Annotated in this window: 23 protein-coding genes and 1 other annotated feature; of the genes, 17 read left to right on the top strand and 6 right to left on the bottom strand. The window is 39.6% G+C overall.

What is annotated here, in order from left to right; all coding sequences use genetic code 11:
• The first annotated feature begins 110 nt into the window (after positions 1–110).
• The 5 genes from PB1_RS16110 (at position 111) to PB1_RS16090 (ending at position 4,839) form a co-directional block, all read left to right on the top strand.
• Positions 111–401 (top strand): YtzC family protein, encoded by a 291-nt coding sequence (locus PB1_RS16110; RefSeq protein WP_004439063.1) that lies wholly within the window; start codon positions 111–113, stop codon positions 399–401.
• On the top strand, positions 385–564 hold the full coding sequence (locus tag PB1_RS16105; RefSeq protein WP_004439060.1) for a hypothetical protein: 180 nt from the start codon (positions 385–387) through the stop codon (positions 562–564). Before PB1_RS16110 ends, PB1_RS16105 begins: the two co-directional genes overlap by 17 nt.
• A 325-nt stretch (positions 565–889) precedes the next feature.
• Positions 890–1,116 (top strand) — a binding site (T-box leader).
• A gap of 145 nt (positions 1,117–1,261) precedes the next feature.
• The gene (gene leuS / locus PB1_RS16100; RefSeq protein WP_004439054.1) at positions 1,262–3,679 is read left to right on the top strand and encodes a leucine--tRNA ligase; all 2,418 of its coding nucleotides are present in this window, start codon (positions 1,262–1,264) and stop codon (positions 3,677–3,679) included.
• Positions 3,680–3,844: 165 nt separating this feature from the next.
• Positions 3,845–4,153, top strand: coding sequence for a rhodanese-like domain-containing protein (locus tag PB1_RS16095; protein ID WP_034645725.1), 309 nt, complete (start codon positions 3,845–3,847; stop codon positions 4,151–4,153).
• A 503-nt stretch (positions 4,154–4,656) separates the two neighbouring features.
• A complete protein-coding gene (locus tag PB1_RS16090) occupies positions 4,657–4,839 on the top strand; it encodes a sporulation protein Cse60 (RefSeq protein WP_004439049.1) in 183 nt (60 codons plus the stop codon).
• Between the two features lie 210 nt (positions 4,840–5,049).
• Here PB1_RS16090 and PB1_RS16085 read toward each other — a convergent pair whose 3' ends face one another.
• The gene (locus PB1_RS16085) at positions 5,050–6,327 is read right to left on the bottom strand and encodes a BaiN/RdsA family NAD(P)/FAD-dependent oxidoreductase (RefSeq protein WP_004439046.1); all 1,278 of its coding nucleotides are present in this window, start codon (positions 6,325–6,327) and stop codon (positions 5,050–5,052) included.
• Between the two features lie 243 nt (positions 6,328–6,570).
• Here PB1_RS16085 and PB1_RS16080 point away from each other — a divergent pair, with 243 nt between their 5' ends.
• The gene (locus tag PB1_RS16080) at positions 6,571–8,208 is read left to right on the top strand and encodes a putative polysaccharide biosynthesis protein (protein ID WP_004439043.1); all 1,638 of its coding nucleotides are present in this window, start codon (positions 6,571–6,573) and stop codon (positions 8,206–8,208) included.
• A gap of 45 nt (positions 8,209–8,253) precedes the next feature.
• Here the strand turns inward: PB1_RS16080 and PB1_RS16075 are convergent, their stop codons facing one another.
• The gene (locus PB1_RS16075; protein WP_004439038.1) at positions 8,254–8,451 is read right to left on the bottom strand and encodes a hypothetical protein; all 198 of its coding nucleotides are present in this window, start codon (positions 8,449–8,451) and stop codon (positions 8,254–8,256) included.
• A 180-nt stretch (positions 8,452–8,631) separates the two neighbouring features.
• On the opposite strand from PB1_RS16075, the gene PB1_RS16070 reads away from it, so the two are divergent.
• Positions 8,632–9,348, top strand: coding sequence for a pseudouridine synthase (locus PB1_RS16070; RefSeq protein WP_034645723.1), 717 nt, complete (start codon positions 8,632–8,634; stop codon positions 9,346–9,348).
• A gap of 206 nt (positions 9,349–9,554) precedes the next feature.
• Here PB1_RS16070 and PB1_RS16065 read toward each other — a convergent pair whose 3' ends face one another.
• Positions 9,555–9,776 (bottom strand): DeoR family transcriptional regulator, encoded by a 222-nt coding sequence (locus tag PB1_RS16065; RefSeq protein ID WP_004439032.1) that lies wholly within the window; start codon positions 9,774–9,776, stop codon positions 9,555–9,557.
• A gap of 814 nt (positions 9,777–10,590) precedes the next feature.
• Here PB1_RS16065 and pepV point away from each other — a divergent pair.
• Complete coding sequence (gene pepV, locus PB1_RS16060) at positions 10,591–12,015, top strand: dipeptidase PepV (protein ID WP_004439029.1); 1,425 nt, start codon at positions 10,591–10,593, stop codon at positions 12,013–12,015.
• 156 nt (positions 12,016–12,171) lie between these two features.
• Here pepV and cysK read toward each other — a convergent pair whose 3' ends face one another.
• On the bottom strand, positions 12,172–13,104 hold the full coding sequence (gene cysK / locus PB1_RS16055; RefSeq protein WP_004439027.1) for a cysteine synthase A: 933 nt from the start codon (positions 13,102–13,104) through the stop codon (positions 12,172–12,174).
• Positions 13,105–13,310: 206 nt separating this feature from the next.
• Between cysK and thpR the strand changes: the two genes are divergently transcribed.
• From thpR to PB1_RS16035, 4 genes are all read left to right on the top strand, one after another.
• Positions 13,311–13,883, top strand: coding sequence for an RNA 2',3'-cyclic phosphodiesterase (gene thpR / locus PB1_RS16050; RefSeq protein ID WP_004439023.1), 573 nt, complete (start codon positions 13,311–13,313; stop codon positions 13,881–13,883).
• 50 nt (positions 13,884–13,933) lie between these two features.
• Entirely contained in the window at positions 13,934–14,917 is a 984-nt protein-coding gene (locus tag PB1_RS16045) for an NERD domain-containing protein (RefSeq protein WP_004439019.1), read from the top strand.
• A gap of 172 nt (positions 14,918–15,089) precedes the next feature.
• Positions 15,090–17,240 (top strand): type I pullulanase, encoded by a 2,151-nt coding sequence (pulA, locus tag PB1_RS16040; protein WP_004439017.1) that lies wholly within the window; start codon positions 15,090–15,092, stop codon positions 17,238–17,240.
• Positions 17,241–17,453: 213 nt separating this feature from the next.
• The gene (locus tag PB1_RS16035) at positions 17,454–18,227 is read left to right on the top strand and encodes a phosphotransferase family protein (RefSeq protein ID WP_004439014.1); all 774 of its coding nucleotides are present in this window, start codon (positions 17,454–17,456) and stop codon (positions 18,225–18,227) included.
• A 5-nt stretch (positions 18,228–18,232) separates the two neighbouring features.
• Here the strand turns inward: PB1_RS16035 and PB1_RS16030 are convergent, their stop codons facing one another.
• Positions 18,233–18,511, bottom strand: a complete 279-nt coding sequence (locus tag PB1_RS16030) for a YtzH-like family protein (RefSeq protein WP_004439012.1) — start codon at positions 18,509–18,511, stop codon at positions 18,233–18,235.
• Between the two features lie 177 nt (positions 18,512–18,688).
• On the opposite strand from PB1_RS16030, the gene trmB reads away from it, so the two are divergent.
• Entirely contained in the window at positions 18,689–19,327 is a 639-nt protein-coding gene (gene trmB / locus PB1_RS16025; protein WP_004439009.1) for a tRNA (guanosine(46)-N7)-methyltransferase TrmB, read from the top strand.
• A gap of 66 nt (positions 19,328–19,393) precedes the next feature.
• Here the strand turns inward: trmB and PB1_RS16020 are convergent, their stop codons facing one another.
• The gene (locus PB1_RS16020) at positions 19,394–19,708 is read right to left on the bottom strand and encodes a PepSY domain-containing protein (RefSeq protein WP_004439007.1); all 315 of its coding nucleotides are present in this window, start codon (positions 19,706–19,708) and stop codon (positions 19,394–19,396) included.
• 235 nt (positions 19,709–19,943) lie between these two features.
• Between PB1_RS16020 and PB1_RS16015 the strand changes: the two genes are divergently transcribed.
• From PB1_RS16015 to PB1_RS16000, 4 genes are all read left to right on the top strand, one after another.
• Entirely contained in the window at positions 19,944–21,017 is a 1,074-nt protein-coding gene (locus tag PB1_RS16015) for a M42 family metallopeptidase (RefSeq protein WP_004439005.1), read from the top strand.
• Between the two features lie 135 nt (positions 21,018–21,152).
• Positions 21,153–21,686 carry a DUF84 family protein gene (locus PB1_RS16010; protein ID WP_004439003.1) on the top strand — a complete coding sequence of 178 codons (534 nt, stop codon included), beginning with the start codon at positions 21,153–21,155 and terminating at the stop codon, positions 21,684–21,686.
• A gap of 243 nt (positions 21,687–21,929) precedes the next feature.
• Complete coding sequence (locus PB1_RS16005) at positions 21,930–22,244, top strand: thioredoxin family protein (RefSeq protein ID WP_004438999.1); 315 nt, start codon at positions 21,930–21,932, stop codon at positions 22,242–22,244.
• A gap of 99 nt (positions 22,245–22,343) precedes the next feature.
• Positions 22,344–23,141, top strand: a complete 798-nt coding sequence (locus PB1_RS16000) for a DUF1444 domain-containing protein (RefSeq protein WP_004438997.1) — start codon at positions 22,344–22,346, stop codon at positions 23,139–23,141.
• The last annotated feature ends 231 nt before the right edge of the window (positions 23,142–23,372 follow it).

Below are 23,372 nucleotides of genomic sequence, written 5' to 3'. Positions count from 1 at the left end.
GGCAGTAATTCTCGAAGTTGTTCAGTTTTAATAAGGGGAGAGTGGAACAAAATAAAAGATGAAGCATGTGCTTCAATATCATGATGGAATCATTTAGAGGGGGACTAATCATGGCTACGCGTGAATCCATGGAGAACTTTCTTCAGCAATGTGAGGATACAATCCGATTAGCCCAAAAACATTACGAAAATGGCCGGAAGCAGCAGCATTTTGACAAAGATGGATATACAGCTGCGCTGCAGCAGTTGGAAACAACTTATAATGACCTGGCACACCTTGCCCATAGCGCAAATGCCCAGCAGCGTGAACAGCTTCATCGGAAGAGGTTGCAGATTCAGCAATTGCAAAACGATATGATCCTGTTGAGAGAGGAGCAGTCGCTGAATGAAAAAACGTTCTAAACGAAATAATCCCGAACAGAAAACGAGAAATGGCTTTAACAATCAGGACATGGAACTTGGAAAAGATTTTGATCCGATAAAACAATCGAAGAAAAATTATGAAAAACGAGGCGGGCAACCCGTCAAATCAAAATTTCACCCTGAACCGGAACAGTCTTCCTAAAACGGCCCGCCTTTATGGCGGGCTTCAGTTGTGAAAGAAGTTTTTTTAAATACTAATATTAACAAGTTCCTATTTTCCCTTATTGTTTATAGTAAAAACGGCTGCTCATCCAAAATCCGCGAATAAAGATGACCGGGGTCCTTGAACCTGAATCTTTATAATACAGTTCAACATCATTTTCTAATTGTATAAATGGCATATGGCACTCCCTCCTTTTTCGTTTTCCTTAATGGTATAATATCCATTACAGGCTCTTTAATGATGGGCCCGCTTGCATCCTGAAGGGAAATTTATTACAATATCAATATCAATATAATTAATATTGAGAAAGACAGTGAAAAGGAGTAGTAGTGGTGGACTCGCCCGTTTAAGAGAGTTGGCGGCAGGTGCAAGCCAGCCGGGCACATCATGAACTCGCCTTTGAGTTGCAAGTGTGAAATGTTCAAGTAATGCTTGCCGTTTTCCGCGTTAAGGATAAATGAAGTGAGTGTGGTTGCACACTAATTTGGGTGGTACCGCGGGAGAACTTAACATAATCCTCTCGTCCCTTTTTGGGATGAGAGGTTTTTTATATTTAAAGGTCTTGTTAATGAGTATTGTTGATAAACAGCATTTTGCACCCCTTAAATAAAGCTTATTTAAAAGATCTCACTATAACGAAGTGATAGAACAATTTCAGTAAACAGGAGGAAAAACAATGAGCTTTAATCATCAGCAAATTGAAAAGAAATGGCAGAAATATTGGGAAGAAAATAAAACATTTAAAACAAATGAAGAAAAAGGCAAAAGGAAATTTTATGCCCTCGATATGTTTCCATATCCTTCAGGTGCAGGGCTTCACGTTGGCCATCCGGAAGGATATACCGCTACTGATATTTTGTCGCGCATGAAGCGGATGCAGGGTTATAATGTCCTTCACCCGATGGGGTGGGATGCATTCGGATTGCCTGCTGAGCAGTATGCCCTTGATACGGGAAACGATCCGGCAGAATTTACAAAACACAATATTGAAAATTTCCGGCGCCAAATTAAATCGCTAGGATTTTCTTATGATTGGGATCGAGAAATAAATACGACAGATCCTGATTATTATAAATGGACACAATGGATTTTCTTAAAGCTTTATGAAAAAGGACTTGCTTATATTGATGAAGTGCCTGTTAACTGGTGCCCTGCCCTTGGAACTGTTTTGGCAAATGAAGAAGTAATTGATGGGAAAAGCGAGCGCGGCGGCCATCCGGTCGAACGCCGTCCAATGAAACAGTGGATGCTGAAAATTACTGCCTATGCTGACCGCTTGCTGGAAGATTTAGAAGAATTGGATTGGCCGGAAAGCATTAAAGAAATGCAGCGCAATTGGATCGGCCGCTCTGAAGGTGCGGAAATTACGTTCAAAATCGAAGGCCATGACGGTACATTTACCGTATTTACAACCCGCCCTGATACTCTTTTTGGAGCAACCTATGCTGTACTTGCTCCCGAGCACTCATTAGTAAAACAAATTACAACTGATTCACAACGTGATGCAGTTGAAAAATACATTGATCAAATCAAAAGCAAAAGCGATCTTGAGCGGACAGATTTAGCAAAAGAAAAAACAGGCGTATTTACAGGCGCTTATGCGATAAATCCGGCTAACGGCGAGAAAATGCCGATCTGGATCGCCGATTATGTACTCGCCACCTATGGAACAGGTGCAATTATGGCAGTGCCGGCCCACGATGAGAGAGACTATGAATTTGCGAAAAAATTTGGTCTCCCTATTAAAGAAGTAGTTGCAGGCGGAAATATTGAGAAGGAAGCCTATACGGGAGACGGAGAGCATATAAACTCAGGATTTCTTAACGGGCTGACTAAGGAAGAAGCAATCAAGAAAATGATTAGCTGGCTTGAGGAAAAAGGAATCGGCATGAAGAAGGTAACATACCGCCTTCGTGATTGGCTGTTCAGCCGCCAGCGTTATTGGGGCGAGCCAATCCCTATCATTCATTGGGAAGACGATACAATGACGGCGGTTCCGGAAGAAGAGCTGCCTCTGACTCTTCCAAAAACAACAGAAATTAAACCGTCAGGCACAGGTGAGTCTCCTCTGGCTAATATCGAAGAATGGGTAAATGTTGTCGATCCAGTCACTGGAAAGAAAGGACGCCGCGAAACAAATACGATGCCGCAATGGGCGGGAAGCTGCTGGTACTATTTGCGCTATATTGATCCAAAAAACGAAAATGCGTTAGCAGATCCTGAAAAGCTGAAAGAATGGCTTCCGGTTGACATTTATATCGGCGGTGCAGAACACGCCGTCCTTCATCTGCTATATGCACGCTTCTGGCATAAATTCTTATATGATATTGGAGTTGTTCCAACAAAAGAGCCATTCCAAAAGCTGTATAACCAAGGGATGATTCTTGGTGAAAATAATGAAAAAATGAGCAAATCAAGAGGCAATGTTGTTAATCCGGATGATATTGTAAAAAGCCATGGGGCTGATACACTCCGTTTATATGAAATGTTCATGGGTCCGCTTGACGCTTCCAAAGCCTGGTCTACGAATGGGCTGGATGGTTCCCGCCGCTTCCTTGACCGTGTATGGCGCTTGTTTGTAGATGAAGACGGATCGCTCAATCCAAAAATTCAAGAAACCGACAATGCACAAGTCCTTGAAAAAGTTTACCATCAAACAGTTAAAAAAGTGACGGAAGACTTTGAAGGATTGCGCTTTAATACTGCGATTTCTCAATTAATGGTATTTATTAACGAAGCATACAAAGCTGACATTCTTCCGAAAGCTTTTATGGAAGGTTTTGTGAAATTGCTTTCTCCGATATGTCCACATATTGCTGAAGAGCTTTGGGAAAAGATTGGCCACAGCGGTACGATTGCTTATGAAGCTTGGCCGGCATATGATGAAGCAAAGCTTGTGGATGATGAAATCGAAATCGTTGTCCAAGTAAACGGAAAAGTAAAGGCAAAACTTTTCGTGCCTGCTGATGCAACGAAAGAAATATTAGAGCAAATTGCGATGGAAGATGATAAAATTAAAGAACAAATTGACGGAAAAACCGTTCGCAAAGTAATTGCCGTGCCAGGAAAACTCGTTAATATTGTCGCAAATTAAGATGTTCTTCCCCCGGTTTAACGGGGGAATTTATTCTATTTGGTGAATAAAATATTGGCAGTTTGCTTTTTTATTTATTTTGAAATTGGTATTATTGTTCATGAGTTTATGCCATATCACAGGTTTTCGTTTAGTCGAAAAAGTCCTTTTGAAAGGGTGATAAAAATCGAAAGAATAGAAACCATTACTCCGGAGGAACTGAAAAAGAAACTTGAAGCCGGAGAAAAATTAGAGATGGTCGATGTAAGGGAAGATTATGAAGTAGCTCAAGGGATAATTCCAGGTGCAAAGCATATTCGAATGGGCGATATTCCGGAAAGCCTGGACTATTTTGATAAAGAGAAAGAGTACATCATTATTTGCCGTGCCGCCCATCGCAGCGAAATTGTTTGCTATTATTTAAAAGATCAAGGGTTTAAGGTGCGGAATATGGTAGGCGGCATGATTGAATGGACAGGCGAACTGGAATATTAGTAAATTCTTTGAAAAGCGCAAGTGTTATATAATAAAAAATTTTTTTCTTATTTATCAAGACATAAATCGTAAAAAGTCGCAAAAATAAAGGGTGATACTATTAGTCATGTATAATATGTATCACCCTTTTTCTATTTGTTCTACAAACGCTCCCTTTATCGAAATAAGAACGACTATTTATTCTCTACTGATGACTATACTGCTGCCCATACAGCGCAGTATGATCCGCCACAGCGCCCAATCGATAGAGGAAGGCATCATTTCTAAAGCTTACCGGAAAGCGTCTCGTTATTGGGGCATCTTTGGGATTACAGCTACTTTATTACCTGTCGTAATTTTGTATCTTATGATTACAAAAGGTTTTTAATTTAAAGGGGAGAATACAAATGGCTGTTATTATTGTAAATTTCAAATATTAAGATTTTTAAAAACACATTTAGTATAAAATTCAAAATATTTGGATACAATCAACATTAATAAGGTTTAGAAAGGGAGAGTCCCCGTTGATTCAAGTGAAACTGTTTGATGAGGAGCACGAAGCGGATCTTGAAATTGAAATGAACAGCTTTCTGGAACAATTGGATGAGCATAAAATTGTAGATATTAAGTACAATATTGCCGCCATTAAAGAAGATGAAGAAGAGCAAATTTACTGTTTTACTGCAATGGTGATTTATCGGGCATGAGCCGGGAATACGAGGATCAATCCATCTAATGGTAATCTTGGAAAAAATCCAATTTATTTTGGAAAAATAACTGATAATCTTGCAAAAAAAGAATATAATTTTGCAATAAAACTATTTTATCTTGGAAAATCTGTAAACATTTTTGGGAAACATGCAAAAAAAGTTCTGTCAACGTTTTGACTCAAGTACTGGTAAGAACCGGCCAAATTTTTACGGCCGATTCTCGTTTAATGAATAAATGGCAGCATTCAGGCCGGCAAGCCTGCCGGTAACAAGTGCTGCTGTAATATTGTATCCGCCGGTGTATCCGTGAATATCAAGGATTTCCCCGCAAAAATAAAGTCCGGGCATCTTTTTTGAGGCCATCGTTTGCGGTTCGATCTCTTTAACGGAGACTCCGCCGCCGGTAACGAACGCTTTTTCAATCGAGAGAGTCCCGTTTACTTTAAATTGGAACTGTTTGCAGCTTCGGGCAAAACTTCGAAGTTTTTCGCGGGAGACAGCTGAACATTGTATAGATGGATCAATACTATTTTCTTCTAATAAAAATAAAAGGTATCTTTCCGGAAGGAGCCCTTTTAGTGTGTTCTTAACCGCTTTTTTCGGTTCCGCTTTAATAAGTTTAGCAATTTCTTGAAAAAGCTCTTCTTCCTTCTTATCTGGAATGGAGTCAAGGCTCATTGTTACTTCCGGCAGATTCCATTTGTCCATCGCTTTTACGACAAATTGGCTGCAGCGGAGAACTGCCGGGCCGCTGATTCCAAAATGCGTAAAGATCATATCCATTCGATGGGTGATCAGCGGTTTGCCTTTCGGATTTAAAACGCTTAATGAAATATCCCGCAATGAAAGACCTTGAAGCGTTTTATTTTGAATAAAAGGCTCAAATGATGTGACAGGTACTTCAGTGGGAAATAATTTTGTAATGGTATGCCCTGCTTTTTTAGCCCAGGCATAACCGTCTCCGGTTGATCCTGTTTGAGGCACTGACTTGCCTCCGACTGCAATGACAATCGAATACGCTTTTATTTTTTCTCCTGTTTTCAATTCCACAAATGATGTTTTTCCGTCGTCAAAGTGGATGTCTTTTACCGGTGAATTTGTTCTAATTTCAACTTTCAATTCGGCCAGTTTTTTCAGTAAAGCATCAATTACCGATTTTGCTTTATTACTGACCGGGAACATTCTGCCGTGGTCTTCTTCCTTTAACTTTACCCCGAGTCCTTCGAAAAAAGAAATGATATCTTCATTGCTGAAAATTGAAAATGCACTGTATAAAAAGCGCCCGTTTCCGGGTATATGCTTGATAATTTCTTCTACAGGAAGACGGTTTGTTACATTACAGCGCCCGCCGCCGGAAATTGCCAGCTTTCTGCCCAGCTTTTCCCCTTTATCAATCAAAAGCACCTTGGCACCCTGCTCACCTGCTGCAATCGCTGCCATTAACCCGGATGGGCCCCCGCCGATGACGATTACGTCAAAACTCATCGTTTCACCAACTTTTCTCTATTCGCTTTCAAACACGTTCATATTATAAAACATTTCCAAACAGGATGAAAACGAAACAGTTTTTGCCGGGAGGAAGATGGCAGGTAGTATATGGGGAAAAAGAAAGGTAAACTATTGATATGGCTATGTGAAGGAAATATGAAAATTCATGATAAGTTCAGCTTTCATTTAAGTTTATGATAAAATACATTGTCGGAGTTATTTTTTTTAGGAAGGGATTATATGTCATCAAAGCTTTTAAGAGGTACCTTCATATTGACACTGGGAACAATTATTTCGAAAGTTCTTGGCCTTTTTTATGTTATTCCGTTTTATGCGATTGTAAAAGACTATGGGACTGCGCTTTATCAATTTTCTTATGTACCATATACGATTTTTATCAGCGTTGCAACAGCTGGTGTTCCGCTTGCTGTTTCCAAATTTATATCAAAATATAATGCTCTTGGCGAGTATGCTGTAGGCAGAAAGCTTTTTAAATCCGGACTCATTGTCATGTTGGCGAGCGGAATAATATCATTTTTAATACTTTACTTTTCTGCACCTGTTCTTTCTGAAATCAGCATGTTAAATGAAAAAGGAAGTTCATCAAGTACTGATAAAATAAAAGTAGAAGATGTTACGACCGTAATAAGAGCCGTAAGTTTTGCATTAATCGTTGTTCCATTTATGAGTTTGATCCGCGGATTTTTCCAGGGACATCAATCGATGGGCCCGTCAGCTGTTTCACAGGTTGTTGAACAGATTGTCCGAATTGTTTTCCTATTGGCCGGAGCATACATTGTCCTAAATGTTTTCGATGGAAGCTTGGTAACTGCTGTCAGTGTGGCAACATTTGCCGCTTTTATCGGCGCAATCGGCAGCATGGTTGTTTTAGTTTGGTACTGGTTTAAACGAAAACCTCATTTGGACAAGCTGCTTGAGCAGGATAAGGGTACGATGGATATTTCTTTAAGAGAAATGTATAAAGAAATATTAACGTATGCCGCTCCGTTTGTTCTTGTCGGAATAGCCAATCCTTTGTTCCAGTTTATTGATCAGCTGACATTCACAAGGGCAATGCTGTCACTTGGAATTGATAAAAATCAAGCAGTGTCAGCATTTTCTGTTCTTAATTTCCAAACACACAAGCTTGTGATTATCCCTGTTTCGCTAGCAACTGCTTTTTCATTAACGTTGGTTCCAAGTGTTACAAAAGCATTTGTGGAAAAAGACTTGAGCAACCTGAATCATCAGCTTAATCAAACATTTCAAGTGCTTCTCTTTTTGACATTGCCCGCCGCTATCGGCCTTTCACTCCTGGCTGAGCCGGTTTACACTATTTTTTACGGTCATGCGGATATTGGAACAGAGGTGTTAAAATCGTATTCTCCGGTTGCGATATTATTTGCTCTTTATTCTGTTACCGCAGCGATTTTGCAAGGAATTAATGAGCAGCGCTTCACGGTGTTAAGTTTGCTTGTTGGTTTATTGATTAAATTAAGTTTAAATATTCCGCTTATAAAATTAATGGAGACACAGGGAGCTGTATTAGCAACGGCACTTGGCTATACCGGGGCCATTATCATTAATTTGTTTGTCATTAAATATTTTGCTCGTTATCCGTTTCGTTTTGTGGCCAGACGGAGTTTGCTTATTGCTATTTTTACCGCCATAATGTATATTGCTACAAAATTTGTCTATCGTTTCTCAGTATTGTTTTTGTCTCCGGAAACAAGATTTCAGTCTTTTATCATCGTTATGGTTTGTGCAGTATTTGGGGCAGGAATCGTCTTTTATTTAGGCCATCGATCGAAACTCATTTATTTATTATTTGGCAGCAGAATTGATAAGCTAAAGAGAAAACTTCGTCTGCCAATCTAAAAAGAAGAAGGGCCCCGCTTTAAGGCGAGATCACCTTCTTATGTTTTAGTAATTATAGTATTCTTCTTCCCTGATTCCGAGTCGGCGTTCGATCCGGTCAATGCGGCGGTTTAGCCGGTCTACTTGCTGGTCAAGCCTGTCAACCCTGCGGTCTAACCTGTCCAGGCGACGGTAGATATCCTGCCATCCTTGAAATCCCGGTTGGGGAAACCCAGTTCCTTGCTGCCGATAATAATAATCCATATAAGCACACACTCCTTATTATTTTCTTTGAAACTATGGTATCAGTCTATGGATTATACAATGAAAGGCAACGGACAGACGCCCAGATAAAATGAAACTTTATCCTCCGATGTAAGTTTTGTTATTACCGCTATAGAGGCGGGAGACTTATGGGTGATTTATTTTTCTGCGAGGTGGAGAATGAGAATCGATAAAATGTTGGCAAATTTAGGATTTGGCAGCAGAAAGGAAGTAAAAAAGATATTAAAGGAAGGGGCTGTCAGAGTAAACGGCCAAATTGTAAAAGATGCCAAACAGCATGTTGACCCTGAAAATGATGTCGTGACATTAAATGGTGAGACCGTTGAATATAAAGAGTTCATCTACTTAATGATGAACAAGCCGCCGGGTGTTGTGTCGGCAACAGAAGATCATCAAGATGAAACGGTTATTGACTTGTTGGGAATGGAAGATCTTGTCTTCGAGCCTTTTCCGGTCGGAAGGCTTGATAAGGATACGGAAGGGCTTTTATTAATAACGAATGATGGACAGCTTGCACATCGACTGTTATCGCCGAAAAAGCATGTTCCTAAAACATATTTTGCCGTAATCGACGGGGAGGTAACAGAACGGGATAGAGAGGCATTTAAAAACGGCGTCGCACTTGATGACGGGTATAAAACGAAACCCGGGGAATTAAAAATCTTAAAGTCCGGTTTAACTTCAGATATTGAATTAACGATTACGGAAGGAAAGTTTCATCAAGTTAAAAGAATGTTTCAGGCGGTTGGAAAAAGAGTCATTTATTTAAAGAGAATATCCATGGGCCCTTTAAAGCTGGATGAGACTCTTGAATTAGGGGAATACCGTGAGCTGACAGATGAGGAGCTGCAACAAATAAGGGAATATCAATCTTAATGGACGACATTGACTTTTAAGAGTTTATGATTCTTTGATTTGGTTAATAGGCTTTTGATCAGTTATGGGCCGTCAATTTGCCATAATCGTCCGAAAGTATCCTCTTTGAAGAAAATTTTTGATAAAACAAATAAGGAACTGGCCCACATGGTAAAAAAACGAATCTTTTGGGCAGTTCCTTCATATTTTCTATCATTATTTACATTTTACGAAGTCATTTTTACCTTCTTTTGCGTTGTTGTCCACTTGCCGCGGCTTGGACTTTTCACCAAGTCATTATAAACCAAGACATTCAAATCTCTTTGGATGGTACGAGGAGTTATACCAAATTCTTCTACAAGATCTTGAGTCGTTACAGTTCCATTGTTCTTAATATACAAGTAGACGGATTTGATACGGTTTAACATTCGGTTAGTTGAAGGTTTCAAAAAACCACTCCCTATCCTTTTTTCAAACCTTTGGCATATTCCTGCAACCGACTTTCCCATGAAGAAACATGTCTTCAAGCTATGTAGTTTGTTTTCTTTTCCTCAGACAACCCCTTTTCTTTACCATGTAGGGTAAATCTAATAAGACCATTCCTTTATTTTTATTGTAACCATATTTTCAGATAATTTCTACCGATAAGTACAAATTTACGAAATATTAATATCTTTTTTTCTATAGATCGAATCATGGGTTCCCCCTTTTTTGGGTGCATGCTATAACGTATGGGAGGCGACCGGCCATTATGATTATTGCTTCTGAAAAAAGTTTCCAGTTTTCGAAAATATTGAAATTGTATATCATTTACAGGTGATTTTATTTTCTATAATATTTTGAATGGATTGCTGTTGAAATAATGAATCAGTTGCGTAATAATCTTGTTTATCCAAAGGAAAATGTTTATTTTCCATAAAATGAAAAAAGTATGGGCTGCTTATGACGGACGTCGGCTATATGTTCTTTAAAATATCAAATGACGAAAGTGGCTTTCTCTGTTTCCTATAAAAAAATGATGACCAACGTTCCCCCATATTATAATCAGGACCTGCAAACTAGGGGCTGTCTCATAAGGGTCTGACCCTTAGGCTTTTTATACGGTGTCTTATCTAGAAGACTCATCTATCGCGGTGGCTGATATGCCATGGAGGTTTGAGACAGCCCCTTCTTTTTAAAAAGCATTTAAGCGGGAATATATTTATAATAATGAAATAATGGATTCACATTGCAATATATGGAACGCAGTAAGGAGGAAATAGTGTGGAAGCAATCAATTGGATGAAAGAAGTTGACAAAAGAAAAGACGAACTGATTCATGATACACAAAAGTTATTAAAAATTAAAAGTGTCTTAGATGAAGAAAATAGTACTCCGGATGCTCCGCTCGGTCAGGGGGTAAAGGAAGCATTATCCTTTATGCTCGATCTCGGAGAAAAAGACGGATTCAAGGCAAAAAATGTAGAAAATGTCGCAGGACACTTGGAATTCGGTGAAGGGGAAGAATTGGTAGGCATTCTTTGCCATGTTGATGTTGTACCTGAAGGGGATGGATGGACGAGCGACCCATTCGGCGCCGAAATCCGGGACGGGAAAATTTTTTCCCGCGGGGCGATTGATGATAAAGGTCCGACAATGGCCGCTTACTATGCGATGAAAATTGTAAAAGAACTCGGTTTTCCTTTAAAAAAGCGGGTCCGGATGATTATCGGAACAGATGAAGAGAGCAACTGGCGATGCGTGGATACATATTTTAAATATGAAGAAATGCCGTCAATGGGGTTTGCTCCTGATGCAGATTTCCCGATCATTTATGCGGAAAAAGGTATTTCTGATTTTGATATTGTCCAATCTTCCGAGGCAGATGCAAATCATGGTGATGATGTGAAAATTGAAGTAGCTCAATTTTCTTCGGGTAGAAGGTACAACATGGTTCCTGATTTCGCGAAAGCTGGGCTCTTCGTTCATGACCGGCAAACAGAAATAATCCAGCGGTTTAAAGAATTTCGTAAACAGCGTGAACTCGAAGGAAAGTGTTATGTGGATAGCGGAGAATTAATCATTGAATTGCAAGGTTTATCAGCCCATGGCATGGAACCGGACAATGGAGTGAATGCAGGATTTCTTCTGGCAGAATTTTTGTCCCAATGGAAAATCGATCGGAAAGCGCAGCACTTTTTTACTTTTGTTACAAAGTATTTTTCGAAAGAATCTCGCGGGCGAGAACTCGGCATTGCATATTCTGATGAGATTACAGGGGATTTAACGATTAATGTTGGAAAAATCAGCTATTTCAAGGAACGGGGAGGACAGCTTGGAATCAACTTGCGGTATCCGGTTACTGCTGATATGGAAGAAAAAAAGGATCAACTGGAACAGCTTCTTAAAAAAGAGGGCTTTAAAATTGATAATTTCTCTGATTCAAAGCCGCACCATGTTGATGAAACAGATTTTCTTGTCCAAACATTAAAGAAGGTATATGAGGAACAAACAGGTGAGAAGGCAGAGCTGCTTTCCATCGGGGGCGGAACGTACGCTCGTTCTTTAAAGTCAGGAGTTGCTTTTGGTCCGCTGTTTCCGGGAAGACCTGATGTTGCCCATCAAAAAGATGAGTACATTATTATTGATGATTTGTTAAAGGCAACCGCTATTTATGCACAGGCGATTTACGAATTAGCAGCTAAGTGAACTTTACCCTTGAAATGCGATGATATACCTATCAGAGAAGAATGAACCGTACTTCCATAAAATTGCTTTTTGTACGGCCAGACCCCTCTAATGCAACATAAAAAATTTTCTATATGTTGTCATTGAAGAAGGGGGTCTGACCCGATTTTACTTTTCTCAATCGAATTCGAATAAGTCACTGGATAAATATCGTTCGCCTGTGTCGCTAATGATGCACACAACGACATCTTCCGGTGAAAGCTGTTTTGCGGTTTCAATTGCGGCGAAACAGGCTGCACCTGATGAAGGGCCGACAAGAATTCCTTCTTCTTTCGCAAGGCGCCGTGTTATTTCATACGCCTCTTCATCTTTAATTAAATGAATTTTATCATACACATTTTGATTGAGAATGCCAGGAATAAATCCCGGGCTTGTGCCGACGAGCTTATGCTTGCCGGGCTTTCCGCCTGAAAGCACCGGAGAGCCTGCAGGTTCTACTACATGAACAGTTAGATCCGGGTAATACTCGCGAAGGACTTCCCCTGTTCCTGTAATAGTTCCGCCTGTTCCGGCAGCTGCAACAAAAGCTTTTAGCGGCTTCCCGATTTGTTTCATAGCTTCAATGATTTCAAGTGCTGTTGATTGTCGGTGGGCTTCCGGATTTGCTTCGTTTTCAAACTGCATAGGAATGTAACTGCCGGGAATTTCAGCAGCAAGCTCTTTTGCCTTTTTTATGGCTCCCGGCATTTTTTCATCCCCGGGAGTCAAAACGACTTCTGCGCCATACGCTTTCAAAATGTTTATCCTTTCTTGCGTCATCGTATCCGGCATTACGATAATCGCACGGTACCCCCTTGCGGCTGCATTCATGGCTAGTCCAATGCCGGTATTGCCGCTTGTTGGTTCAATGATCACTGAGCCCGGTTTCAATTTTCCTTCTTTTTCAGCTGTTGCAATCATATGATAAGCTGCCCGGTCTTTAACGCTCTTACTCGGATTGTAAAACTCAAGTTTTAAATAGACAGTTGCTCCATCTTTCGGGCAAAGCCGATTAAGTTTTACAAGCGGTGTTTTTCCAATTAGATTTGCAATATTTTCAACAACTTTCATTTTTTACCTTTCCTATTCTATTCAATATATGAGAATATAATTGTATTTTATTTTTTGAAAATGATATTCTTCATTTAATCTTATAAAAACAATGTAACTTATTCAATAAGTAGGATTGATCTCTTTCGTCTCTCATTTCTGCCAATTTGAAAAAAGATTTGCTAAAATAGGTAAAAAACGTGTTTTTGAAAGGGCGAATTCAACGAATGGAGAAAAACCCACACTATTTTTTAGCGGTTCGTTTGTCAAAAGAATCAAAAAAATTGTTGCATGAAAAAGCAGAGCAATTGAAGAGCGAGCTTAAGTTTGCGAGGTGGGTTCACCATGAAGACTATCATCTTACACTTGTATTTTTGGGCAATGCATCTGTCAGCCAATTAAATAAAACAAAAGAGCTGGTTCAAAAATACATTGATGGGACCCGTGCTTTTTCTTTGATTATTCAGCACTTTGGAACTTTTGGGAGAAAGGATTCACCGAGAATTCTCTGGGCAGGAGTTAATAAAGAAGAACGCCTTCATAAATTGAGGAATCTTGTATTTACCGCATGCGAAAAAGCAGGTTTTCAACTTGATACAAGGCCGTTTTCTCCCCATATTACGTTAGCCAGAAAATGGACCGGTTCTTCTCCTTTTTCTCCAGCCTTTTTATCAATAAATAATAGCATTGAAGAAAAGCCGATTACATTTGTAGCGAAAGATGTGGTCTTATACCGGACCCATTTCGAGAAAACTCCAAAATATGAACCAGTTGCCACATTTCCGCTTCTAATTGAATAAATTGGTATAAAAACTTCAAACATAAAAGAATTTAAAGGAAGGCAATGTCGATGGGACAGTTGATCAAACTTCAAGATTACGTTTCCAGATATGAACAAGATATCTTTTTATATCCTTCCCGATTTGTTCGTCTAAAAAGGCAGCAGTGGGAGCGATTGAAAAACATTTGGGAGAATGGTGATGTAAATAACCAAAACAGCCAAAAGGATTTGTCCTTTTTGTTGGAAGATGAAAAACAGCCGATTATAGATAAAATGAAATGGATTTTTCGTTTAAGAAAAAAAGAAAACGAGGAAAATGATGTAATTGTCTCAGATGAGGAAAATGAACAAGATGAGGATTTTGGACTTCAATTTACAGCTTCGCTTCCGATTCTCCCAAAATCCTTAGAAGAATTAAAGCAGCAATTCCTTGATCAGCTTTTCCGTTTTCAGATGAAGTGGGCCACCTCAACGCTGATTGAAAAATCAATGGTTGATCATAAATATTATTTTGATGAAAAGCTAAAATTTTTCCTTCAGCGCTTTCCGGACACATTTCTCGTTTTATACAAACCGATCTTTCGGTTAAAAGAGGCACCGGTTGAACTGGAAATTATCATGTTGACCCCTATTGACGTGTGGTGTATATCGTTTCTGGAAGAAGAAAATCACGCTGTATTTATTGGGTCAAAGAATCGGTTTTGGTCAAAGCGCTACGAAAATACAGAGAAAAAAATCTTAAACCCTCTTCTTGCTTTGAACCGGACGGAGAAAATCATTCAAAAGCTTTTCAGCTTGTATGAAATCGATCTTCCTGTTCGTAAAGCAGTTCTTTCAAGAAATGGATATATTGATTACCAAGAAGCACCTTATGACGTACGCCTTGTGGAAAAAAGGAATCTTGATGATTGGTTTACATCATTGAGAAGATTGCGTTCTCCTTTGAAGCATAAGCAATTAAAAGCAGCAAAAATACTTCTTGAGTATTGCCAGACGACGTCCATGCGAAGAATGGAATGGAAAATTTTTGATGAAGAAAAAAATATCGAATAGACGTCTGTAAAGACGGGCTTTTTGGAAAAGATATGTATTATCTTCTTGTCTATTCTGAAGGAGAAATCGCTGGCACTCTTCTTTACAAGTTGAAGTTCATAGGCGTTCTCTCAATCTAAATGAAAGAATATAAGATAGCGGAAGCAGAGGAAGGAAAGGAGATGACTCATTTTTGATTGCGATTGACAGGCAATTTTTTGCTTATCTTGATGACATACAAGTCATAACGATTTTACTCCCCAATTCCTATCACGGCGGCTCTTCTTCCTGTTTTCATTTAACGAATGAAGAAATAAACTGTGAACTTACCATAACCGAAACTGTGAAGCTGGATGAATCGATAAAATATATTTGCCATTCTGAAATACAACCGGAATTTGGAAAACAATATTGGATTTCAGATGAACACGGGGGAAAAACAGACCTTCAAATTGGTGCGGTCATTCGAACTGAGGCCTTTGATGAGCGTTTTTATTATGATGGAAACGACCTTGGGAACAACTATTCCAGAGAAAAAACAGTTTTTAAACTTTGGGCGCCGACAGCAGTGAAGGTGAGATTGAAGCTTCATGAGCCGGGAGGAAACGAATTGGAACCGATTCCAATGCAAAGAGGGGAATCCGGTGTTTGGTTTGCTGAAGTTCATCGGGATTTGGAATGTTACCAATATTCATACCTTGTTTGCGTAAATCTCGAATGGAAAGAAGCTGTTGACCCTTATGCAGTTGCTGTAACGGCTAACGGAAAAATGGGAGTTGTAGTTGATTTGGCAAAGACCAACCGGGAAAAACCTTCTTTACCGCCATTTCAACATGCGGTTGATGCGGTGATTTATGAAACGCATATTCGTGATTTTACTATTCATCCAAATAGCGGAGTGAAAAATAAGGGAAAGTATTCCGGAGCCGGAGAAACGGGTACAACAGGAAAAGACGGGTTGCCGACGTGCCTTTCTTACGTGAAAGACCTTGGTATTACTCATATTGAATTTCTTCCTTTCCACGATTTTGAAGGTGTAGATGAATTAAAACCGGCCAACAAATATAATTGGGGCTATAACCCCTTGCATTTTAATGTTCCCGACGGAAGCTATTCGACAGATCCGCATGATCCCTATAAAAGAATCAAGGAATTAAAGGAAATGATTTTTTCCATTCAAAAACAAGGGTTAAGGGTCATTATGGATGTTGTTTATAATCATGTGTATATTCGTGAACAGTCTTCATTTGAAAAAATTGTCCCTGGCTATTATTTTCGGCATGATGAGTTTGGAATGCCTTCAAACGGCACGGGAGTGGGAAATGATTTGGCAACCGAACGGCGGATGGTGAGAAAATTTATTATCGATTCTGTTCTTTTTTGGCTGAAAGAGTACCATGTCGATGGGTTTCGGTTTGATCTAATGGGAATCATTGATATTGAGACAATGAATGAGATAAGAAAAGAGGTTTCCAAAATTGATGAAACAGTCATCTTGATCGGTGAAGGATGGGACTTAAACACCCCAATTCCTCCTGAAAAAAAAGCAAATATTCGCAATCAAAAATATTTGCCGGGAATAGGGCAATTTAATGATTGGTTTCGGGATTCGATCAAGGGAAGCACCTTTAACTTGTACGACCGCGGCTATGCACTCGGCAATGAGTATTATTTCGAGTCTGCCAAGCAATTGCTTGTTGGCAGTATCGGTTTTGAAAAAATGGATAAAGGCATTTTTACTGAGCCGGTTCAGTCAGTCAATTATGTGGAATCACATGACAATCATACGATGTGGGATAAAATCAACATTTGTGAAAAAGAAACAGATGAAGAAATAATAAAAAAGCATCACAGATTGGCAACGGTGATGGTTTTATTATCACAAGGAATTCCATTTCTTCACAGTGGACAGGAATTTTTCCGAACGAAAAAAGGAGTTGGAAATAGTTACCGTTCCCCAGATGAAATCAACCAGCTTGATTGGGACCGTAAAACACAGTTTGCCGATAATGTTGAATATATTAAAGGGATCATTTCAATTAGAAAATCGCATCAGGCTTTTCGTTTTCACCGCGCAGATTTGATAAGAAAGCATATACGTTTTCTCCCTTATCCAAAGCCGGTAATAGGCTGCTTTTATGAAGATGTTCAAGAATTTGGGCAATGGAAAACGATCTTAGTGATTTTTAATCCTTCACGAAAGGTACAAAAAATTGATTTGCCTATGGAAGGAAAATGGGAAGTGCTGGCGAATCACGAAAACGCGAAAGCCAAGCCTTTCTTGTCAATCAGCCAAATGGAAATCGAGGTAAATCCTGTTAGTTTATATGTACTGGTAAAATAATTAAAAGCGTTTTCTGCTATTTTTTAGATCATGATTTACTTGACGATATAAGTCAATTGGAGATAATATTTATTAAGATAGCTATTGTTAGAGTTATTTTCAATAGCTGTCTTTTTTATCTTTTCGAGGATAAATACATTCAAAGATGATTCGGCTGTATTTGGCAAAGGAGCCAATTTCCGCTGTTGTCGAATAAATTGAAGGTGAACAATTTTGGAACATTTATTTGGACAAGATTGGGAGATTGTTCCCGCTGGCGGGAACACAGGAGAAGCATTTATTGCCAAGCATCAAGAACAAAAGTTGTTTTTAAAGCGTAATTCTTCTCCATTCCTGGCTGTTTTATCTGCTGAGGGAATTGTCCCAAAACTTGTTTGGACAAAGAGATTGGAAAACGGAGATGTGATCACTGCCCAGCAATGGTTGTACGGGCGGGAGTTAAAGCCTCCGGAGATGAACGATACCCGGGTGGCAAAGCTCCTCAGGAAAATTCATCAATCTAAGCCTTTGCTCGGTATGTTAACGAGGCTCGGAAAATCACCGCTTCAACCGGAAACCCTTCTTCACATAATTGAGAAAGAATTGGATACTGATCTGCTTGAATTTCCGGCTGTTAAAAAAGCGAGAGATTTTTTAGGAAAAGAAGTTGCCAACATTCGTTGCAATGAAAAAGTGGTTTGCCACTGCGATGTAAATCATAACAACTGGCTGCTTTCTGACGACAACCAGTTGTATTTAATCGATTGGGATAGTGCGATGATTGCTGATCCCGCGATAGATCTTGGCCTTCTTTTGTACTGGTATATCCCTGAGAATGAGTGGGAAAGCTGGTTAAATCGGTACGGAACGAAACTAACGGAAGATTTAAAACTGAGAATGAAGTGGTATGTTCATGCTCAAACATTAACTTCGATCCAATGGTATAAAAATAAAAAACGCTTTGACGAAATGGAAAAATGGATTCAATATTTGGACGTTATTTTATAAAGTTGTTAAGATAATTGATTCATATTATTTACCCATTGGGCTAACCGCTCTTGGTTTGATTCAATGTACCGGTCTAAATCAGATGATTGAATTCCGTGCCGGCTGTATTCATATATTTCTTGTAAAACTGTTTTTATATTTTCATTTACGTTGTTGTTATCCATTAATGACTTTACCAATCGTTCCAATTGTTCACATTCAGAAACAGATCCGCAGCAATCCAGCTGGTGATTGCTTAATATATCTGTTAATAAATTTACTTGATCTTGATGACTTAACGGCATTTCAAATCATCCTTTCAGTTTATGAAGGAATTCACTTATATGTTGTGAATTCCTTTTTGCATTTATACATTGGATTTTGTTTGATTTCATATATGCCTGGAATGACAATAAAAAGGTTGCGCTCCCATTATGGTGCATGGTATGGTTTGGACGATATTATTTTATAGAGGTGTCACAATGCGATTACGAAATAAGCCTTGGGCAAAGGATAAACTAAAGCAATATCCTCAATACGTTATCTTATCTCCACAGGATTATAAAGGAAAATGGACCGAAGCTTTTGAAAAGGACCTGCCGCTCCATATTGAAATTGGCACAGGAAAAGGCCGGTTTATCACTGAAATGGCCCGAAAGAATCCAAAAATAAATTACCTTGGAATTGAATTGCAGGAAAGTGTTTTAGTTTCTGCATTGGACAGGCTGATTGAAGCAGAGCTGCCAAATGTTAAGCTTTTAAACGTAAATGCGGCAAATTTGAAGGAATACTTTGCAAAAGGGGATGTTGAGAGGATTTATCTTAATTTTTCCGACCCATGGCCAAAAAAGCGCCATGAAAAGCGGAGACTAACATATAAATCCTTCCTTGATCTCTATAAAGATATTCTTGTCGATGAGGGGGAAATACATTTTAAAACAGACAATCAGGGGTTGTTTGAATACTCATTGGTCAGTTTTTCAGAATATGGATTATTGCTGAAGGATATCAGTTTGGATTTGCATAAAAGCAACTTTGAAGGCAATGTAATGACAGAGTATGAACAAAAATTTTCCGAAAAAGGAAATCGCATTTACCGTTGTGAGGTAAAATTCCAATAAATGTTTCAACAGGAAAAAATCCCTTCAATTCAGGGGATTTTTTTGCTGCGGAAAAATTTTCAAATATTATGATGTCTGATACACGTCGAGAATGGTTCCGGTAGATGCATCAGCAATGAATTCAATTTGCTCGTTTTTGCCATTTGCCATTCTGAATATTCCACCTTTGTATACGTTGTATTGCAGCAACTTCTTTTCGTATGGTTCAGTTTTCATCTGAATCCAGGAACCGCTGATCGGCCCTTGTTTTTTAAATTCGGATTTTACATGTTCTAAAACTTTTTCGGGGGAAATTGTTTTGTTTTGATCAAGAAGTTCTTTTGCTGCGTAACCGGCAATAAAACCTGCACCAACTCCCAACAAGAAAGTTTTCCAGTTCATATGTATACCTCCAATTGTAAAGGCTCAACATCCAGGGGAAATATAAGGTTTCATTTTCTCATCTTATCATACCAAAATTTTTTAATGCGAAACATAATTTAATCAAGATATTTTGAGAAAACTTGCATCACAATCGCCGCGTAAGAAGTGGTAGACCGTGTGAAAGTTCTGTAAAATAAACACTATACATATAAAGATAGCCTAGAAAATAGGTAAATAAAGGAGTCTAAGGACGATGAATGAACACACATTACAGCTTTTTAAAACATTAACGGAACTTCCCGGTGCCCCGGGCAATGAACATCAAGTCCGTAAATTTATGAGAGAACAGCTTGGCCAATACGCTGATGAAGTTGTCCAGGATGGACTTGGAAGCATCTTTGGAGTAAAACGTGGCGACGATAGAGGCCCTGTTATAATGGTCGCGGGCCATATGGATGAAGTAGGTTTTATGGTTACCTCCATCACGGACAATGGAATGATCCGATTCCAGACTCTTGGAGGATGGTGGAGCCAGGTTTTACTTGCGCAGCGGGTGCAAATTATTACGGAAAACGGTCCAGTTATCGGCGTAATTGGGTCAATCCCTCCGCATCTTTTAGATGATGCAAAACGCAATAAGCCAATGGAAATTAAAAATATGCTCATTGATATCGGGGCAGATGACAAGGAAGATGCGATAAAAATCGGGATTAAACCAGGGCAGCAAATCGTGCCGATCTGTCCGTTTACTCCGATGGCCAATAACAAAAAAATTTTAGCGAAAGCATGGGACAACAGGTACGGGTGCGGCCTTGCGATTGAGCTTCTTCAGGAAGTGCAAAACGAAAAACTGCCGAATATTTTATATTCCGGTGCGACAGTGCAGGAAGAAGTCGGGTTAAGAGGGGCGCAGACTGCTGCAAATATGATTAAGCCGGATCTTTTCTTTGCCCTTGACGCAAGCCCGGCCAATGATATGACAGGTGACAAAAAAGAATTCGGCCATATAGGAAAAGGAGTCTTGCTCCGCATTTTGGACCGTTCGATGGTAACGCATCGGGGAATGAAAGAATTTGTTCTTGATACGGCAGAAACACACGGAATTCCATATCAATACTTCGTTTCCCAGGGCGGAACAGACGCAGGCCGCGTTCATCTTTCGAACGAAGGTGTTCCAAGCGCAGTAATTGGAATTTGTGCGAGGTATATTCATACTCATGCATCGATCATTCATGTCGATGATTACGCGGCCGCAAAAGAGCTGCTTGTAAAACTTGTAAAAGCATGTGACCGTTCTACCGTTGACTCGATTAAACAAAATGGGTAATCGGGGGCCAGACCCTCATTGCGTTAATGCGTTAATGCATTGAGGGCCAGGCCCGCACTGCGTTAAAGTGTTAAAGCGCTGGGGACGCCGTTCGGGAGCTTTCTTTTACTTTTTACATGAAAGTGAGATGGAAGAATGAAGATAATAATTGGTACGAAAAATCCGGCAAAAGTTTCAGCGGTTAAGAGTGCGTTTTCCGGCTATGAAGCTGAATTTTTTTCAGTTGACGTTCCCTCAGGAGTAAGCGAGCAGCCTTTTAGTGATGAAGAAACGATAAAGGGAGCTGTAAACCGGGCTATTCAGGCACTAGAGACAGGTAAAGGAGATATTGGGATCGGCCTGGAGGGAGGCGTCCAGGAAACAAGCTATGGATTGTGTCTATGTAATTGGGGGGCGCTTATCACGCAAAATTCTATGCCGATTATTGCCGGGGGCGCCCGAATTTTGCTTCCTGAAGTGATAGCGGAACGGCTCCGGTCCGGTGAAGAATTAGGCCCGGTAATGGAAGACTATGCCCAAAAAGCAGACGTTCGTAAAAATGAAGGAGCAGTCGGAGTTTTTACAAAAGGGAGAATCGATCGTGCAAGTATGTTTTCTCATATCATGAACCTGCTCATCGGGCAATACGAATACCAGACAAAAAAAGGGGTCAATCCCTCACCGCGTTAATGCGTTAATTCAATGAGGGCCAGTCCCGCACCACGTTAATGCGTTAATATAATGAGGGCCAGACCCTCACTGCGTTAATGCGTTAATATCACAAAAATGGTTTGGAACGGAGGTATGGCTGAAGGCTGCTATTTTGCATTTTATTGGACCTGCGGCATTTTGGCTGCTATTATCGGAATATATGAGGAAAAAAGGCTGGATCGAGTCCGGTGACATATTGATTCATACAGGAGGAGAAAGAAAGTGAAAAACTTAGAATCAGTAGAGCAATTTGAGCAGTTTAAGAAAAACGGAAAACATCTTTTTGTTTTTTCGGCGGACTGGTGTCCGGATTGCCGGGCAATCGAACCGGCGCTTCCGGAAATTGAAGAAAAATTTACCGAATTTACATTTGTACATGTTGATCGCGATCAATTTATTGATTTATGCGGTCAATTGGATGTATTTGGAATCCCGAGTTTTATTGCGTTTGAAAATGGCCGCGAAATGGGACGCTTCGTCAGCAAAGATCGTAAAACCCAGGAAGAAGTTGAAACATTTATTTCAAATCTGAAATAATAGCATTCCCTCCGTCTCTTTTGAGATGGGGGGATTTTGTTGTACGATTGGAAAGGTAAAACAGTAAGTTAAAGGGTATTTTTATGAAAGGAGGAAAAAATGAACAGCAAAAAAATGAGGAAAGAACTTGAAAAACGGTTAAGCCGGCCGGATCGTACATTTTCTTTTGACCGTGAGAAAGACCAGCTCAGAATAGAGAACAAACAAACAGGCAAAGGAATTACTGTTTCGCTGCCCGGAATTATAGCAAAGTGGCAGCTTCAAAAAGAGAAAGCGATTGATGAAGTAGTGTATTATGTAGAGGAAGGCTTGAGGGCAATGGACCATGATGTTCAGCTTTCCGGAAAAGAAAAAAGCATTTTTCCTGTTATCCGTTCCACTTCATTTCCAACGGAAGCCGAAGAAGGAGTCCCGTTTTTTTATGATGACCATACAGCAGAAACGAGAATTTATTATGCTTTGGATCTGGGAAAAACGTACCGGCTTATTGATGAAAATTTGCTGAAAAAGGAACAATGGGACGCGGACAGGGTCAGGGAAACTGCTTTATTTAATGTCAGGACTCTCCCTGTAACCACGAAAGAAGATCAAGTGGCCGGCAATACTTTTTACTTTATAAATACAAATGACGGATATGATGCAAGCAGAATTTTAAATAAGTCGTTCTTAAAGGACATGGAGAAAAAAATCACCGGCAGGATGACGGTATCGGTCCCTCACCAGGATGTGTTGATTATCGGCGACATTCAAAATGATACCGGCTTCGATGTTCTTGCTCAGATGACGATGAGCTTTTTTGCAAGCGGCTATGTTCCGATAACTGCCTTATCGTTCTTTTATGAGAATGAAGAGCTTGAACCGATCTTTATTTTAGGAAAGAATCGAAAAAAGCCGTGATTTTTTTGGATACAGTTAAGAGGCTGTCTCATGCCTAAGGATGAGACCCCATAAACAATATATAGGACATAATGTTGCATAAATGTGCTATATATTGATAAATGCACATGGGGTCAGATCCTTATGAGGCAGCCTCTTCTTTTTTCTCCTTATTCATGCAAGAAATTTGAAATATTCGTTACCGCTTTGAAAAAAATAGTCCATCTTATGTTAATTGCTAAGAAAAAAGTA

The organism is Bacillus methanolicus PB1 (assembly GCF_000262755.1).
In the GTDB taxonomy this organism is placed as follows: domain Bacteria; phylum Bacillota; class Bacilli; order Bacillales; family Cytobacillaceae; genus Bacillus_Z; species Bacillus_Z methanolicus.
This window is presented reverse-complemented; position numbering and strand designations above follow the sequence as displayed.